The sequence below is a fragment of the Enterobacter cloacae subsp. cloacae ATCC 13047 genome (assembly GCF_000025565.1).
GTDB lineage: Bacteria > Pseudomonadota > Gammaproteobacteria > Enterobacterales > Enterobacteriaceae > Enterobacter > Enterobacter cloacae.
Map to the genome: position 1 here is coordinate 2,284,281 of NC_014121.1, position 14,883 is coordinate 2,299,163.

15 protein-coding genes and 1 pseudogene are annotated in these 14,883 nt (G+C 55.7%); 10 read left to right on the forward strand and 6 right to left on the reverse strand.

All coding sequences use genetic code 11. From position 1 onward, the window contains the following. The first annotated feature begins 31 nt into the window (after positions 1-31). The 4 genes from ECL_RS10950 (at position 32) to ECL_RS10960 (ending at position 3,153) form a co-directional block, all read left to right on the forward strand. The gene (locus ECL_RS10950) at positions 32-1,519 is read left to right on the forward strand and encodes a carboxypeptidase M32 (RefSeq protein WP_013096839.1); all 1,488 of its coding nucleotides are present in this window, start codon (positions 32-34) and stop codon (positions 1,517-1,519) included. Between the two features lie 149 nt (positions 1,520-1,668). After that, a complete protein-coding gene (gene asr, locus ECL_RS10955) occupies positions 1,669-2,058 on the forward strand; it encodes an acid resistance repetitive basic protein Asr (protein WP_013096840.1) in 390 nt (129 codons plus the stop codon). 90 nt (positions 2,059-2,148) lie between these two features. Further along, a complete protein-coding gene (ydgU, locus tag ECL_RS28055) occupies positions 2,149-2,232 on the forward strand; it encodes a small membrane protein YdgU (protein WP_020688251.1) in 84 nt (27 codons plus the stop codon). Positions 2,233-2,334: 102 nt separating this feature from the next. Beyond that, the gene (locus ECL_RS10960) at positions 2,335-3,153 is read left to right on the forward strand and encodes a trypsin-like serine peptidase (RefSeq protein ID WP_013096841.1); all 819 of its coding nucleotides are present in this window, start codon (positions 2,335-2,337) and stop codon (positions 3,151-3,153) included. A gap of 28 nt (positions 3,154-3,181) precedes the next feature. Here ECL_RS10960 and mdtI read toward each other — a convergent pair whose 3' ends face one another. The 3 genes and pseudogenes from mdtI to ECL_RS27990 form a co-directional block, all read right to left on the reverse strand. Next, on the reverse strand, positions 3,182-3,511 hold the full coding sequence (gene mdtI, locus ECL_RS10965; protein WP_013096842.1) for a multidrug/spermidine efflux SMR transporter subunit MdtI: 330 nt from the start codon (positions 3,509-3,511) through the stop codon (positions 3,182-3,184). After that, positions 3,498-3,860, reverse strand: a complete 363-nt coding sequence (gene mdtJ / locus ECL_RS10970) for a multidrug/spermidine efflux SMR transporter subunit MdtJ (protein WP_029882799.1) — start codon at positions 3,858-3,860, stop codon at positions 3,498-3,500. The genes mdtI and mdtJ overlap by 14 nt, the downstream gene beginning before the upstream one ends. A 116-nt stretch (positions 3,861-3,976) precedes the next feature. Continuing rightward, a pseudogene (locus tag ECL_RS27990) lies at positions 3,977-4,147 on the reverse strand (protein YdgV). Positions 4,148-4,278: 131 nt separating this feature from the next. Here ECL_RS27990 and ECL_RS10975 point away from each other — a divergent pair. Beyond that, entirely contained in the window at positions 4,279-5,316 is a 1,038-nt protein-coding gene (locus ECL_RS10975) for an AI-2E family transporter (RefSeq protein WP_013096844.1), read from the forward strand. A 17-nt stretch (positions 5,317-5,333) separates the two neighbouring features. Here ECL_RS10975 and ECL_RS10980 read toward each other — a convergent pair whose 3' ends face one another. Beyond that, positions 5,334-6,359 carry an LLM class flavin-dependent oxidoreductase gene (locus ECL_RS10980; protein ID WP_013096845.1) on the reverse strand — a complete coding sequence of 342 codons (1,026 nt, stop codon included), beginning with the start codon at positions 6,357-6,359 and terminating at the stop codon, positions 5,334-5,336. A gap of 178 nt (positions 6,360-6,537) precedes the next feature. Here ECL_RS10980 and yajD point away from each other — a divergent pair, with 178 nt between their 5' ends. Then, a complete protein-coding gene (yajD, locus tag ECL_RS10985; RefSeq protein WP_006808895.1) occupies positions 6,538-6,885 on the forward strand; it encodes an HNH nuclease YajD in 348 nt (115 codons plus the stop codon). A 129-nt stretch (positions 6,886-7,014) separates the two neighbouring features. On the opposite strand, the gene ECL_RS10990 is transcribed toward yajD, so the two are convergent. Continuing rightward, positions 7,015-7,803: a MipA/OmpV family protein gene (locus ECL_RS10990; protein WP_013096846.1), complete on the reverse strand. Its 789-nt coding sequence runs from the start codon at positions 7,801-7,803 to the stop codon at positions 7,015-7,017. 90 nt (positions 7,804-7,893) lie between these two features. On the opposite strand from ECL_RS10990, the gene ECL_RS10995 reads away from it, so the two are divergent. From ECL_RS10995 to ECL_RS11010, 4 genes are all read left to right on the forward strand, one after another. Next, positions 7,894-8,589: a response regulator gene (locus ECL_RS10995; RefSeq protein WP_013096847.1), complete on the forward strand. Its 696-nt coding sequence runs from the start codon at positions 7,894-7,896 to the stop codon at positions 8,587-8,589. Beyond that, positions 8,586-9,782 carry a sensor histidine kinase gene (locus ECL_RS11000; RefSeq protein WP_013096848.1) on the forward strand — a complete coding sequence of 399 codons (1,197 nt, stop codon included), beginning with the start codon at positions 8,586-8,588 and terminating at the stop codon, positions 9,780-9,782. Before ECL_RS10995 ends, ECL_RS11000 begins: the two co-directional genes overlap by 4 nt. 78 nt (positions 9,783-9,860) lie before the next feature. Next, positions 9,861-11,009 (forward strand): efflux RND transporter periplasmic adaptor subunit, encoded by a 1,149-nt coding sequence (locus tag ECL_RS11005; protein ID WP_013096849.1) that lies wholly within the window; start codon positions 9,861-9,863, stop codon positions 11,007-11,009. Further along, the gene (locus ECL_RS11010; protein WP_013096850.1) at positions 11,006-14,080 is read left to right on the forward strand and encodes an efflux RND transporter permease subunit; all 3,075 of its coding nucleotides are present in this window, start codon (positions 11,006-11,008) and stop codon (positions 14,078-14,080) included. Before ECL_RS11005 ends, ECL_RS11010 begins: the two co-directional genes overlap by 4 nt. Before the next feature lie 317 nt (positions 14,081-14,397). Here the strand turns inward: ECL_RS11010 and ECL_RS11020 are convergent, their stop codons facing one another. Next, on the reverse strand, positions 14,398-14,844 hold the full coding sequence (locus ECL_RS11020) for a hypothetical protein (protein ID WP_044158488.1): 447 nt from the start codon (positions 14,842-14,844) through the stop codon (positions 14,398-14,400). Between the last annotated feature and the right edge of the window lie 39 nt (positions 14,845-14,883).

Here is a 14,883-nt window from a genome sequence, read left to right on the forward strand (position 1 = left end):
GAAACACATCCCTGGCAAGAGGAAATAAGAATTGCAAAAAACATCCGTCTATCAGTCACTTGTGAAAACCTTCCAGCGTCTCTCCCGCTTCTCGCATCTCTCCTCCATCGCCAGTTGGGACATGTTCACCATGATGCCGCCCGGTGGCAGCGCCGCGCGCGGTGAAGCGCTGGCGGAGATGAGCGTCCTGCAACATCAGATCCTGACCGACAAAAAAGTGGGTGAATGGCTGGCTGCAGCGGCAGGTGAAGATTTGAATGACGTCGAACAGGCCAACCTGCGTGAAATGACGCGTCAATATCAGCAGGCCTCGCTGCTGCCGGAATCGCTGGTGGAAGCCAAATCGCTGGCGGGCAGCAAATGTGAGCACGCCTGGCGTACCCAGCGTCCGGCCAATGACTGGCAAGGCTTTTCCGCCAATCTGAAAGAGGTGGTAAAACTCAGCCGTGAAGAGGCGCGTCTGCGCGCGGAGGCAAAAGGTTGCTCACCTTACGATGCGCTGCTGGATATTTTTGAGCCAGACATGACCAGCGCGCGTCTGGACGTGCTCTTTGCCGACATGAAGTCGTGGCTGCCGGATCTGCTGGCAAACGTGGTCGACAAGCAGGCCAGGCAGACATTCGTTCCGCCTCAGGGCCCCTTCCCGACGGCAACGCAGCGTGAGCTGGGGCTGGAAGCCATGAAGATGCTCGGCTTCGATTTCAACGGCGGTCGTCTGGACGTGAGCGCGCACCCGTTCTGCGGCGGCGTGCCGGAAGATGTGCGCATTACCACGCGGTATGACGAAGATGAACTCCTCAGCGCCCTGTTTGGCGTGATCCACGAAACCGGACACGCGCGCTACGAACAGAACCTGCCGCGCGCGTGGGCCGGTCAGCCCGTTGCCCTGGCGCGTTCAACGGCAATCCACGAATCCCAGAGTCTGTTCTTTGAGATGCAGCTTGGCCGCAGCGAGGCGTTCCTGAAACATCTCCTCCCTGCCGTTCATGCCCGTTTTGGCAGCCAGGCGGCGTTTAGCGAAGAGAACTTTATCGCCTGGAACCAGCGCGTGAAGCCGGGCTATATCCGCGTCGATGCTGACGAGGTGAGCTACCCGACACACGTGGTGCTGCGCTATGAGATTGAGCGGGCGCTGATCAATGGCGATATCGAGGTGGAGGACATCCCGGCCCTGTGGGATGAGAAAATGCAGGCGTGGCTCGGGTTATCCACCAAAGACAACTACCGCAACGGCTGTATGCAGGATATCCACTGGACCGACGGCGGATTCGGTTACTTCCCGTCTTATACGCTGGGGGCGATGTACGCCGCGCAACTGTTCCATGCCGCGAAAACGGCGCTGCCAGGTCTGCAGGCCTCTATCGCTGAAGGGGATCTGTCGGCCCTGTTTGACTGGCTGCGCCAGAACGTCTGGCAACACGGCAGCCGGTTTACCACATCACAGCTGATCACCCAGGCGACGGGAGAAGATCTGAATATCCGCTACTTCCGTGAACACCTGACCTCGCGTTACCTGTAATGACCCACGCCGGGGAAAGCCCCCGGCGTTGTACAAACTGTTACACGCCGATACCAATCACTCACGGAAACCCCGAATTTACAGGGATATAGTTATTTCAACGGCCCCGCAGTGGGGTTAAATGAAAAACCAAATTCGAGGGTATGAACATGAATAAAGTATTAGCTCTGGTTGTTGCCGCTGCTATGGGTCTGTCTTCTGCTGCGTTCGCTGCTGAGACTACTGCAACTGCTCCAGCTGCCGCTGCACCTGCTGCAACCACCGCTGCACCGGCAAAAACGGTACACCACAAGAAACATCACAAAGCTGCTAAACCTGCTGCTGAGCAAAAAGCGCAGGCGGCTAAAAAGCACCACAAAAAAGCCGTAAAACAAGACGCCGCTAAACCTGCTGTTGAGCAGAAAGCACAGGCCGCCAAAAAGCACCACAAAAAAGCGACTAAACCCGCTGTAGAGCAGAAAGCTCAGGCCGCTAAAAAGCATCACAAAAAAGCAGTAAAACACGAAGCTGCTAAACCAGCTGCTCAGCCAGCTGCGTAAGAGTACAAGCTAAACCGTGCCCTTCGGGGCACGTTGGTAAACCGGCGCTGAACCTTTCAATACAGCGCCGTTTTTTTATCCGGAGGGCGTATGCTGCGACGCTATCGGTTTGAGTTGATCCTTATCCTGCTTATTTTATGCGCGCTCATCGCAAGCCAGTTTTATCTTTCCTGATCGTAGCACGCTGATTTTACTCCCACTTTAGCGCTGTCCCGTCTATAGTATTTTCATAGGGTTCACTTTTAATAATCATAATTACCCCCACCAGAGTGTGATATGCGTAAATCTGTTGTGTTATTACTGGGAACGTTTGCTCTTTTTTCTGGATTCGCGCATGCGGATGATGGCGATGATGACACCATTAGCGCGAAAGAGCTTAAAACGCTGTTTTTCGGTCATGATGATCGTACGCGTGTCGCCGATCCTACCCAGGCCCCGTGGGATGCCATCGGGCAACTGGAAACCGCCAGCGGTAACTTATGCACCGCCACGCTGATTACCCCTCAGCTTGCCCTGACCGCAGGCCATTGCCTGTTGACGCCGCCGGACGGCAAACCCGACAAAGCCGTGGTACTGCGATTTGTGTCTCAGAAAGGGATGTGGCGCTATGAAATTCACGGGATTGAAGGCCGGGTTGACCCTTCGCTGGGTAAGCGCCTGAAACCGGACGGCGACGGCTGGATAGTCCCGCCCGCTGCGGCCTCCTGGGATTTCGGTCTCATCATTTTGCGCTACCCGCCTTCTGGAATCACTCCTCTGCCCCTGTTTGATGGCGATAAAGCCGCGCTGACCGCCGCGCTGAAAGCCGTCGATCGCAAGGTGACGCAATCCGGTTATCCGGTCGATCATCTGGATACGCTGTATACCCACACCGACTGCATTGTGACCGGCTGGGCGCAAAACAGCGTGCTCTCTCACCAGTGCGATACGTTACCGGGCGACAGTGGCTCACCGCTGATGCTGAAAACGGATAACGGCTGGCAGTTGATTGGTGTGCAAAGTTCGGCCCCGGCGGCCAAAGACCGATGGCGCGCGGATAACCGTGCTCTCTCGGTGACCGGTTTTCGCGACAAGCTGGAAGCGCTGGCACAATAACAGGCCAGCGCCGCCTCGCCTGACGTCATCAGGCGAGTTTTATCATAATCATACCGGCCAGCAGCAATACCAGGCCGATCCAGCCTTTATTATTTAACCGTTGGCCGAAGAGCACCCACCCTGCTGCCAGGGTCGCGGCAATACCAAACCCGCCCCACAGGGCATAGGCCACAGACAGATCGATACCTTTGACCGCCTGAGACAGGGCGCTAAACGCCCCCAGCACAGCGGCAATCGACATCAGACCGTAAACTTTACGGCGAAAACCATCAGAGAATTTCAGAAACACGTTCGCCAGAATTTCCAGAACAATGGCGAACCCCAGCCAGGCCGCGTGGATCCATTCAAACTGCTGCATGGGTCTGCTCCTTCTGCGGTTTTGTCGGTTTACGTGTACCCGATTTAATCAGCACAATCCCGACTACCAGCGTCGTCAATCCGGCGATCTTCATTGTTGATAAGGTTTCGTCAAATAACAAAACGCTGAACAGCGTAATCAACAAAATACCGATACCTTCCCAGAGGGCATAAGCCACCCCCAGCGCGATTTTCTTCACAGCAAACGAGAGGAAAATATAGGAAAGCGAAATCATCACCAGCATTAAAATAAAACCGGTATTGCCATCGCTGACGCTTGCCCATTTCATAGACAGCGTGCCGGTAATTTCAGCGAGAATAGCCAGGGCTAATAAAATCCAGTAAAACATGTTTTTCTCCTGCTTGAGAATATAATCCATCGCGGCTCGCTGCGAACAGCAAACCCAAAAAAGGAAATTAAATCAGATAGCTAAGCGCATGGCGCCAGCTCAGGCAGAAGACGTGACTATAGCGCGTTGCGCCAGTGTTGCTCACCGGACAGAAGGAAGAAAGAGGTGGAGAATACAGCAGTATGGTTTGAAGAATACGTCCTGAACAAATTGTCCATAAAATTACAATTATCCGCGGTGTTGCTTCTCGTCTTTGCGGATCAAAATTGTCCTCGGTAGTTAAACACGCTAAATTTGTACCATAAGCTAGGATTTTACTCAAAGTCTTTTCAATTCTTTACCGAGGCCGTTTGACTTCGGTTAGTTTATTAAACGCCTTTCGCCTTTATTATAAATAAAAAAATACGCAGGAATTGCCATGGCTAAACCCATCATTACCCTGAACGGCCTCAAGATTGTCATCATGCTCGGTATGCTGGTGATCATCCTGACGGGCGTTCGTTTTGCCGCCGATATTATCGTGCCTTTTATTCTGGCGCTGTTTATTGCAGTGATCCTTAACCCGCTGGTTCAGCGCATGGTGCGGATACGCATACCGCGCGTGCTGGCGATCACCCTGCTCATCAGCATCATTATTATCGCGATGGTGCTGCTGGTCGCTTATCTGGGCACATCCCTGAATGAACTAGCGCGCACGCTGCCGAAATACCGCTCGTCGCTGGTGATACCGCTGTTGCAGATTGAACCCTGGCTGCAGCGCGCGGGCATTGAGGTCTCCGTGGAGGAACTGCTGAAGTATATCGACCCCAACGCAGCCATGACCCTCGTCACCAGCCTGCTGGCGCAACTCTCCAACGCCATGACCTCTATTTTCCTGCTGTTTTTAACCGTGGTGTTTATGCTGCTGGAGGTGCCGCAACTGCCTGCCAAACTACAGCATATAATGGTTCGGCCGGTGGAAGGCATGGGCGCGATTCAGCGTGCACTGGACAGTGTTTCCCGCTATCTGGTGCTGAAAACGGCGATCAGTCTCGTCACCGGGTGCGTTGTCTGGGGCATGCTGGTTGCGCTGGATGTGCGGTTTGCGTTCGTCTGGGGACTGCTCGCCTTTGCGCTTAACTATATTCCCAACATCGGTTCCGTGCTGGCGGCCATCCCGCCTGTTCTGCAGGTGCTGGTTTTCAGTGGTTTGTATGATGCCCTGATTCTGCTGGCCGGTTATCTGGTGATTAACCTGGTCTTCGGAAACATTCTTGAACCGCGCATGATGGGACGCGGGCTTGGGCTTTCGACCCTGGTGGTGTTTTTGTCCCTGATATTCTGGGGTTGGCTGCTCGGCCCCGTTGGCATGCTGCTCTCCGTGCCGCTGACCATCATCGTCAAGATTGCGCTTGAGCAGACGGCGGGCGGGCAAAGTATCGCCGTACTGCTGAGCGATATGAGCCACAGAGGCTGAGCAACCCGTCAGTTAACTTACTCGCGCCAGCCCATTGCTGGCGCCACATGTTTGAGGATCGACTCAATCACATGCGCGTTGTAGTCCACGCCAAGCTGATTCGGTACGGTCAGTAACAGGGTATCCGCTTCGGCTATCGCGTCGTCCTGCTTCAATTGTTCAACCAGCTTGTCGGGCTCTGCCGCATAGCTGCGCCCGAAAATCGCCCGCGTTTTTTCATCCAGATAGCCCACGCTATCGCTGTCGTTGCGGCTGGCCCCGAAATACATCCGGTCACGATCGTCCATCAGGGCAAAGATACTGCGGCTCACCGACACGCGCGGCTGACGGGTATGGCCCGCCTCAGCCCAGGCCTGACGATACGCGCGGATCTGTTTTGCCTGCTGAATATGGAACGGCTCGCCGGTTTCATCGTCTTTCAGCGTTGAGCTTTGCAGGTTCATGCCCAGTTTTGCGGCCCAGACCGCCGTTGCATTTGAACCGGCGCCCCACCAGATGCGGTCGCGTAAACCTTCGGAATGAGGCTCCAGGCGCAGCAGGCCCGGCGGGTTCGGGAACATCGGTTGCGGGTTTGGTTTCGCAAACCCTTCTCCGCGCAGCATCTCAAGCAGCACCTCGGTATGACGACGCGCCATATCCGATTCGTTTTCCCCTTCCTGCGGGACATAGCCAAAGTGACGCCAGCCATCAATCACCTGCTCCGGCGAGCCGCGGCTAATTCCCAGCTGCAAACGCCCGCCAGAGATCAGATCCGCCGCCCCGGCATCCTCCGCCATGTACATTGGGTTTTCATACCGCATGTCGATCACGCCGGTACCGATTTCGATGTTTTTGGTTTTTGCGCCTATCGCCGCAAGCAAGGGGAACGGCGAACTGAGCTGGCGGGCAAAGTGGTGCACACGGAAATAAGCGCCATCGGCACCCAGCTCTTCAGCGGCCACGGCCAGGTCGATGGACTGCAGCAGCGTGTCCGCTGCGGTTCGGGTACCGGACTGTGGCGACGGCGTCCAGTGACCAAATGATAAAAATCCGATCTTTTTCATAAGGGGTAATCCTGAGAATGTGTTGCGTTTCTTCTACTCTACGCATTACCGGGCAACAATAAATGCCGTTTATTTAACGGAAAGCGTCAAATAAATTGACTGACCTGAGCAGATCGCTATTGCGTTCCATAATGGGATATAATTTCGCTCACTCTTTTCCTGGCAGGTAAAACCGGCAATGGCTCTGATCCCTAAAAACTACGCGCGGCTGGAAAGCGGCTACCGTGAAAAAGCATTAAAAATTTATCCATGGGTCTGTGGGCGCTGCTCACGGGAATTTGTCTATTCCAACCTTCGGGAACTGACGGTTCACCATATCGATCACGACCATACCAATAACCCGGAAGATGGCAGTAACTGGGAGCTGTTATGCCTGTTTTGCCACGATCATGAACACTCGAAGTACACCGAAGCGGATCAGTACGGCACCACCGTTGTCGCGGGAGAAGACGCGCAAAAAGATGTGGGTGTGGCCACCTTTAATCCGTTTGCTGATTTGAAAGCGATGATGAACAAGAAGAAATAATCTTCCAGGAATTTTCTCGCTCCGGCCAGCTCTGTTCACCCGTATACATAGACGTACCAGGTAATGACATAGATGGCCGTAATGATTACCCCGGCTACGCCGAGGAAGATCGCATCTCTCACCTCTACACTAGAATGTCCAGGTGATGGCGGCGGTGACAGCGCCTTCGTTACGTCGCGATACGATCGGACTGTTATTTGCATGCTCCCCAAGCCAGGTGTAGTCGGCACTCAGTACCGTGCCCCAATGGGTATCGAACTGATGACTCCATGTCAGGCTGCTGTCTATACCGTAGAATCCACCGGGCGCTGAATAACGGCTATAACCGGAGCGCTGACTCTGCTGCTGACTGACCCCATACCAGGTATTGAGGTAACGGCTGTCGCCAAACAGGGATGCAGACTGAAAAGCAATCGTGTCCTGACTGGTTTGTAGAGGGAGCAGCGTAACAGAGGCCTGGTAGTTTACCCCCTGACTGTCCGTTACAGGCAGGGTCGCTTTGCCTTCCACACTCAGCCAGGAAGTGATTTGCCAGCCGACCGCCAGCCCGGTATTCAGGCTGGTATCGATCTCTCCCATCCCTTTCAGATTATTCGCTCCCTCGCGCCAGCTGGCGTTTTCGTCCGCCCTCCCCAGGTCGTAACCCAGCGTATGTTCAAGGTACACGCCGCTGTCATTTTGCAGGTCATATCCAATGCCTTTCTGCGCATCAATAAAGAATGCACCTTTGCGCACCTGTAAAACAGGAACCCCTTGCCATACCTGCTTGTCAGAGCCTGAATAACGAGGCGCATAGCGTCCTCCTGCCCCAATCGTCAAATAGTCGGAAGACGTTTGTGCCTCATCGGCGTGTACGCCGGATGCTGCCGTCATCAGAAACGGAACGGTCATATACAGGGCTTTTTTTCTCGCTATCATACTGGTCTCCACTTCTACGTTGTGCGCAGTATGATTTGGCTAAATCAATGAATAGTCGGGATAGTGTTAAGAAACGGTCAAGGTGAACAGATGTTGTCCAGAAGAGTGCTGATTATTGAAGATGATGCCGATGCGGCTGGCGTACTTGAAGCCTATTTACGCCGTGAAAATTACGATGTGAACGTCACGGGGGACGGGCTGGCCGGGCTGGAGATGGCGCAACGCTGGAAACCCGATCTTGTCTTGCTGGATGTCATGCTTCCCGGACTCAACGGAACTGAGGTGCTGGCCAGCCTGCGTCGCAAAAGCGATGTGCCCGTTATCATGGTGACGGCTATGGGCGATACGCCCGATCGCATCGGCGCGTTGAGATACGGGGCTGATGACTATGTCGTTAAACCCTATCATCCAGGTGAAGTCGTGGCACGGGTGCAGGCGGTGCTGCGCCGGAGCAATAAAAACACGCGCGAAGAAGAGATCCTTCGCTGGCAGACGCTGGAGGTGGATGTCACGGCCATTGTGGCGAGCATCATCAATGATGACAACACGCCGCGGGTTCTGGATCTGACCCCAACGGAATTTTCGCTACTGACCACGCTGATGCGTTCACCTTCGCGTCCTTTTTCCCGTCAATATTTACTGGAGCACTGTTTGCCGGAAAGCGAGGCCCTGGAGCGGGTGGTGGATACCCATATTTATAACCTGCGTAAAAAACTCGAAGCCGCGGGTCTTTCCGGCGTGCTGGTTAACGTTCGCGGCGTGGGTTACAGGTTCAGACAGCCATGATAAAGACCCGTCATTCCTCCCTCTGGCGCTGGATTTGCGCGCGCATCCTGGCGCTGGCGATTGGCAGCGTGATTGTTATAGCAGCCTGTATGTGGCTGCGTTACGCCGTGCAGAACTACTGGATAATGGGCAAAATGCCCGCAGCGGTCCGGCAGGAGTTTCTCACGCTCAGCCAGAATCCGCAGTCAAACCCGGCCCGCTTTCACGATATTGTAGACAGCTGGTGGGGGCTCAGTTATTCCACCCCATCTATCGCCTCGGCTGACTGGGTCACCGTGGCTCTGCTGGTGCTGGTGATGATCCCCTTCATTGTGGTAATGGGACTTAAGCACGCACGTCCTCTGGCGCTGCAGTTCAGCTGTCTTCGTGATGCGGCCAAAGATGTGGCCGATGGACAGTTTGGCCGACAGGCAGAGCTGGTGAAAGATGCGCCCGCAGAAATGATCAGCTTTGCGGCTGACTTTAATACCATGACCGGACAACTGGCTCGCTATGAAAAGGAGCTGCGCGCCTCGCACGTTGCCATGGCACATGAGCTGCGCTCTCCCCTGACGGCAGCCATTGGGCGTTTGCAGGGTATGATGGACGGCGTGTTTGACGCCACCCCGGAGCAGTTGGGGATGGTGATGAAACAGCTCCAGCACCTCAACCGGCTGACCGATGAATTGCACCTTCTCTCTTTGGCTGATGCGGGAAATCTTGTGCTTGAAGACAGGCAATTCCGTCTGGATGAGCTGATTCAGGAGCGGGCAGACTGGATAACCCCGCAGGCCGATGCGCATAATTTTACGATAACGTTGCGTAACCCGCGCGCATGCCCCTTCAGAGGCGATGCGTTCCGTATGGGACAGGTATTTACGATCCTCATGGAGAATTCACTCCGCTACGGATGCGAGGGAGGCCATCTGGAGGTGGCCCTGCATTATGCCCAGGGGCAGTACACCCTCGAATTCGCCGATGACGGTCCGGGTGTATCAAAGCACTTTTTACCGGACATGTTTAAGCGATTTAGCCGCGAGGAACAATCACGCGCCCGGCACTCCGGTGGCAGCGGCCTCGGTTTATCAATTGCGCAGGCGATTTGTCAGGCGCATGGGGGAAGTATTAGCGCGTCATTACCAGAAACCGGAGGGCTTCTGGTGCGCATCCAACTGCCCTGGCGCGCTTGTGACGAGGAAAATTCCCGCTCTTGATAAACCCTTGACACAACATCGAATCTTTCTCGATGAACAGCCGATTAAATAACGCCATCCCTTTTCTGGAGCGGCGTTATGTCAGACGAATTCATTCTCTCCCTCCGCCACAGCCTGCATCATGTATACAGCGTGGCGCGCACCCTTTCCTGGCTACACTTTATTCCCCTGGTGATACTTGCCCTGGCTATCTTCCCGCTAACCGGTTGCGGCGATAAACACGAAAACACGCCGCCCCCCGTGCGGGCGGTACGCTACAGTGTGGTGGGTTCAGCGAAAACGCTGCCAGCACTGGAAAGAACCGGTGAGATCCATGCCCATGATGAGACGACGCTGAGTTTCCGTACCGGGGGCAGGATCCTCACGCGCGTCGTCGATATTGGCGATCGGGTTACCGCCGGGCAACTGCTGGCGACCCTCGACAATACCACCGGACAAAATCAGCTCGACGCGGCCACCGCTGACTATGAGGGTGCCAAAGCCTCAGCGCAGATTGCCGCGCTCAACGTCAACAGAATGCAAACGCTGATGTCCACCGGCGCTATAGCCCGCACACAACTCGACACAGCCCGTGCAGACTGGCTTGTCGCCAGCGCGCGTCTGAAAAGTAGCGAGGCGGCACTGCGCAACGCCCGGGAAAGCCTGGGCTGGACCCGCCTTCTCTCGCCGAAGGAAGGCATCATTACCGCGGTCAGCGCCTCTGCGGGCCAGATTGTCAGCGCAGGCCAGTCGGTGCTGACGCTGGCGACCGGTGAAGCCCGCGATGTGGTGTTTGATGTTGCCGCGCCTGATGAGATCCCCTCACCGGATAAGGCCGAATTCCGCGTCGCCTTGCTCAGCGACCCGACGGTCAATGCTTCAGCTCTGTTACGCGATATCACGCCTCAGGCCGATCCCCTGACCCGTACCTGGCGGGTCAGAGCCACCCTGAACAACTCGCCCGCCGCCATGGCACTGGGTGCCAGCGTCACCGTAACCCTGCCCTCCAGTGCCGCGTGCGGTTACGTCCTTCCTGCGTCGGCACTGAGTCGTTACGCAGTCAAGCCCGCTGTGTTTGTAATCAACCGGCAATCTCAGGCGCAACTGCGCGTGGTTGTGCCTGCACGTTACACGGCCTCCTCCGTCATCATCGCCTCCGGTCTTGCGCCCGGTGACAGGGTGATTACGGCTGGCGTGAGCAAATTACGCTCAGGAGAACAGGTGATTGCCGGGGAGGAGCAGCCATGAACATGAGAAGCACAAAAGAGACATTTAACCTCTCCGCCTGGGCGCTTAAAAATCAGCAGATGGTCAGTTTCTTTATGCTGCTAGTGATGGCGATGGGCGTGTTCTGTTACGAGCGCCTGCCGCGCAACGAAGATCCGGCGTTTACCATCAAAACGGCCGTGGTCTCCGCGCAATGGCCGGGGGCATCGGTAGCGGACACGACTCGCCTACTGACGGATACGCTTGAGAAAAAGTTACAGGAGATCCCCTGGCTTGATTATATCGAAAGCGAAACCCGGGCAGGACGCACCGTTATTCATGTCAACCTGCGCGATGATACGCCGCCGCAAACGGTGCCGGATATCTGGTACCAGGTGCGGAAGAAAATGCAGGATATCGCCCCGTCCCTGCCAGAAGGCGTTCAGGGCCCTGATGTCAACGACGAATTTGACGACACGTTCGGCACAATTTATGGCTTCATCCCCGAAGGCTATACCCTGCGGGAGGTTCGGGATCGGGTGGAGACACTGCGTCGGGAGCTGATGTCCCTGCCGGATATCGGCAAAACCACCCTGCTGGGTGAACAGCAGGAACAGATGGTTCTGACCTTTTCCCCGGCCCGTCTGGCGGGGATGGGTCTGGATATTCAGCAGGTGGCGGAGGCGCTCAGGGCGCAGAATGCAGTCGTCCCGGCGGGCATCATACGCACGGGGCAGGAGAACATCGCACTCCACGTCAGCGGTGCGCTCAGCTCAGAGGAGAGTTTACGCGCGGTCACGCTGCATATTAACAATCGTTATATCCCCCTGACTGACATTGCCACCCTCACCCGGAAAAGCGCCGAACCGCCCTCACCGGCGTTCCGGGTTAACGGAAAACCGGCTATCGGGCTGGCGATTTCAATGGCGCCGACAGGCAATATGCTGCGCTTTGGCGCCGCGTTGAATCAAAGAGTGGCCGCCCTCAGCGCCGGGCTGCCGCACGGTATCGAGATGGTGAAGGTCGCCGATCAATCCGCGGTAGTCAGCGACGCGGTGAGTGGTTTTATCAGGGTTCTTATTGAAGCGGTGGTTATCGTCCTGGCCGTTTCATTTGTCTCTCTGGGGCTACGGGCGGGGCTGGTTGTGGCTGCGGCAATCCCGCTGGTTCTGGCCATGACCTTCGCCGGAATGATGCTGGCCGGGATTGGCTTGCAGCGCATCTCGCTCGGGGCACTGATTATTGCGCTGGGTCTGCTGGTGGATGACGCCATGATCACCGTGGAAACCATGGTTTCTCGTCTGGAAGCTGGCGATTCCCGTCGGCAAGCGGCAACCCGGGCGTTCACCACGACGGCATTCCCGATGCTCACCGGCACACTGGTGATGATCGCCGGATTTATTCCGGTCGGCTTTGCGGCATCCAGCGCGGGTGAATACTGCTTTTCTCTGTTTGCGGTCGTGCTGATTGCCCTGCTGTGTTCATGGGTGGTCGCGATCCTGTTTTCACCGCTGACCGGAACATGGCTGCTGCCGGAGAACGTCAGGCATCATGCCTCCGGCCCGGGGCGGCTCGCACGCGGGTATCACTGGCTGCTGCGTAAGGTATTGCGCCACCGACTCACCACCGTGCTTTGTGCCCTTGCCGCACTGGGTTTGTCCCTGTACGGGACGACGTTTATGCAAGGCGAGTTTTTTCCCGCTTCCGACAGACCAGAGCTGCTGGTGAGCCTGACGCTTCCGGCCAACGCCTCACAGTCGGAAACGCAAAGAGAGGCCGAAAAGCTGGAGAAGGCGCTGGCAGGCAATAGCAATATCGATCATTACTCAACATACGTGGGATCGGGCGCCATCCGTTTTTATCTGCCAATGGATGTGCTGCTGGAGAATGAAAACAGTGCCCAGTTGGTGGTGGTCGCGAAAAACCTCGCCGCCCGCGACCGTCTGCACGCACAGCTGAACAAGATACTGGCGACGCAATTTAGCGACATCATCACACGCGTATCGCCCCTGGAGCTCGGCCCCCCGGTCGGCTGGCCAATCAAATACCGGGTTAGCGGGCCGGACTATGTGAAGGTTCGGGCGCTGGCGAATCACCTGACGGAAGTGATTGGCCAGTCACCGCTCTCCCGTGAAGTCAACCAGACCGCCGGTGAACCGGAGAGAGTGATTACCCTTGAGGTGAATCAGACGGCAGCCCGGGCTGCGGGCGTGTCGTCAGAAAGTCTGGCCCGGACGCTGAATACGGTCTGGTCCGGCAGCGTCGTGACCTCAATACGGGATAATGACCGGCTGGTGGATGTGGTGCTCCGCGCCAGAGACAGTGAACGTCTTAATCTGGCCACACTGTCGTCACTGACCGTTGAGGGGAACGATGGCAAAAAAATTCCGCTCAGTGCTGTCGCAACGCCGGTCTGGGGTGTGGACGATCCGGTTGTCTGGCGTCGTCAGCGCCTGCCGTTTATCACCGTGCAAACTGACCTTGCGCCGGGACTCAGAGCTGAGGTCGTCTCCGCCGCGCTGCGCCCGGCAGTGGATAAACTGCGTGCCCGCTTGCCTGCGGGCTACAGTATTGAGGAAGGCGGCGCGGTTGCGGAATCCGATAAAGGAAACCGCTCTGTCTTTACCGTTCTTCCGGTGACGCTGGTTATTATGTTGTTATTGCTGATGCTTCAGCTACGCCGCTATTCCCGGATGTTTCTGGCCCTGTTCATGGCCCCGTTTGGCTTACCGGGCATCGTTCTGGCGATGCTGCCGGGCGGAACACCGATGGGGTTCGTCGCCCTGCTGGGCGTGATCGCGCTGGCGGGCATGATCATTCGTAACGCGGTGATCCTGATTGGCGAAGCTGACAGCAATCTGGCTCAGGGGATGACGAACGATGCCGCCATTATCGCAGCCGCAGAGCACCGGGCCAGACCTATCTGTCTGACCGCCTGTGCCGCCATTCTGGGCATGATCCCCATCTCGCACCAGGTATTCTGGGGACCTATGGCGTATGCCATTATCGGGGGGTTGCTGGTCGCGACGCTGGTCACACTCACGGTACTGCCCGCGTCGTTCAGTCTGTTATTACAGTGGGGGGACGGTTTACGCAACCGGCACAGCGTATAAAACCCGGTCTGTGCTGTAAGCGAAATTGTCCCCCGATCCGTTACGCGGCCGTCAGCGCAAAATGGGTTCTCAGGACCTCAGCAATATCCTCTTCCGCCAGTTGCTGTGTCTTTGTGCCATTTGCGGTGATGGTCTTCAGCATATTGCCCAGCAGGATCTGGTGTCCTCCTTCGTTGCCAGGAGGCCGAAGGTCTGATCAATGCGCTGGATGTGCATCGTCGCGATTTATCACGGGCTGGCGGGTACCGCGTTCAGAGCGTCGATGCGTTAATGGTTAGTGACTGGCTGGATCGTCTCTGAATGCCGCATGGTGGCATTCAGAAATTGAAAACGGAAAGATCTTTAATATCGGCGTGTGGATTGGCGTTTTTTACCGCTATCAAAAAAGCAGAGAAATTATGATTAAACATCGTTACGTTCGGGTAAAACTGCACCTGTTTTTCCCTTCCGTTTTCAACATAGCTTACTGACCAGATCCGACGATTATTGACCATCGTCGATCCCGGCTTAATATTTACTATCCTGGCCAGTTCAATCTGAGTGGTTCTATCCTTCTGAATTTCATAAAAATATCGCTCATCATAAAAATAAACCTTGCGGGAAAAACAATCAAAAAACCACGGGTTAGTGGATATTTTCTTCTTGCCCTGGGCATCTGAAACGATGCGTTTTGGCTGGCGAAATGACCTCACTCCATTCCTTATCACCAGATATAACCCAATAACCGGCAGAGCCATTAATAAAACGCTGATTGCTTCCCGCATATTCACCAATCCCGTTGATCACAGTCATGAGCGAGTATA

Coding starts and splice junctions, on each gene's coding strand:
- ECL_RS11010 (WP_013096850.1), top strand. CDS start 11,006: ATGAACATGAGAAGCACAAAAGAGACATTTAACCTCTCCGCCTGGGCG.
- mdtJ (WP_029882799.1), bottom strand. CDS start 3,860: ATGTTTTACTGGATTTTATTAGCCCTGGCTATTCTCGCTGAAATTACC.
- ECL_RS10980 (WP_013096845.1), bottom strand. CDS start 6,359: ATGAAAAAGATCGGATTTTTATCATTTGGTCACTGGACGCCGTCGCCA.
- asr (WP_013096840.1), top strand. CDS start 1,669: ATGAATAAAGTATTAGCTCTGGTTGTTGCCGCTGCTATGGGTCTGTCT.
- yajD (WP_006808895.1), top strand. CDS start 6,538: ATGGCTCTGATCCCTAAAAACTACGCGCGGCTGGAAAGCGGCTACCGT.
- ECL_RS10995 (WP_013096847.1), top strand. CDS start 7,894: ATGTTGTCCAGAAGAGTGCTGATTATTGAAGATGATGCCGATGCGGCT.
- ECL_RS11005 (WP_013096849.1), top strand. CDS start 9,861: ATGTCAGACGAATTCATTCTCTCCCTCCGCCACAGCCTGCATCATGTA.
- mdtI (WP_013096842.1), bottom strand. CDS start 3,511: ATGCAGCAGTTTGAATGGATCCACGCGGCCTGGCTGGGGTTCGCCATT.
- ECL_RS10960 (WP_013096841.1), top strand. CDS start 2,335: ATGCGTAAATCTGTTGTGTTATTACTGGGAACGTTTGCTCTTTTTTCT.
- ECL_RS11000 (WP_013096848.1), top strand. CDS start 8,586: ATGATAAAGACCCGTCATTCCTCCCTCTGGCGCTGGATTTGCGCGCGC.
- ECL_RS11020 (WP_044158488.1), bottom strand. CDS start 14,844: ATGCGGGAAGCAATCAGCGTTTTATTAATGGCTCTGCCGGTTATTGGG.
- ydgU (WP_020688251.1), top strand. CDS start 2,149: ATGCTGCGACGCTATCGGTTTGAGTTGATCCTTATCCTGCTTATTTTA.
- ECL_RS10990 (WP_013096846.1), bottom strand. CDS start 7,803: ATGATAGCGAGAAAAAAAGCCCTGTATATGACCGTTCCGTTTCTGATG.
- ECL_RS10975 (WP_013096844.1), top strand. CDS start 4,279: ATGGCTAAACCCATCATTACCCTGAACGGCCTCAAGATTGTCATCATG.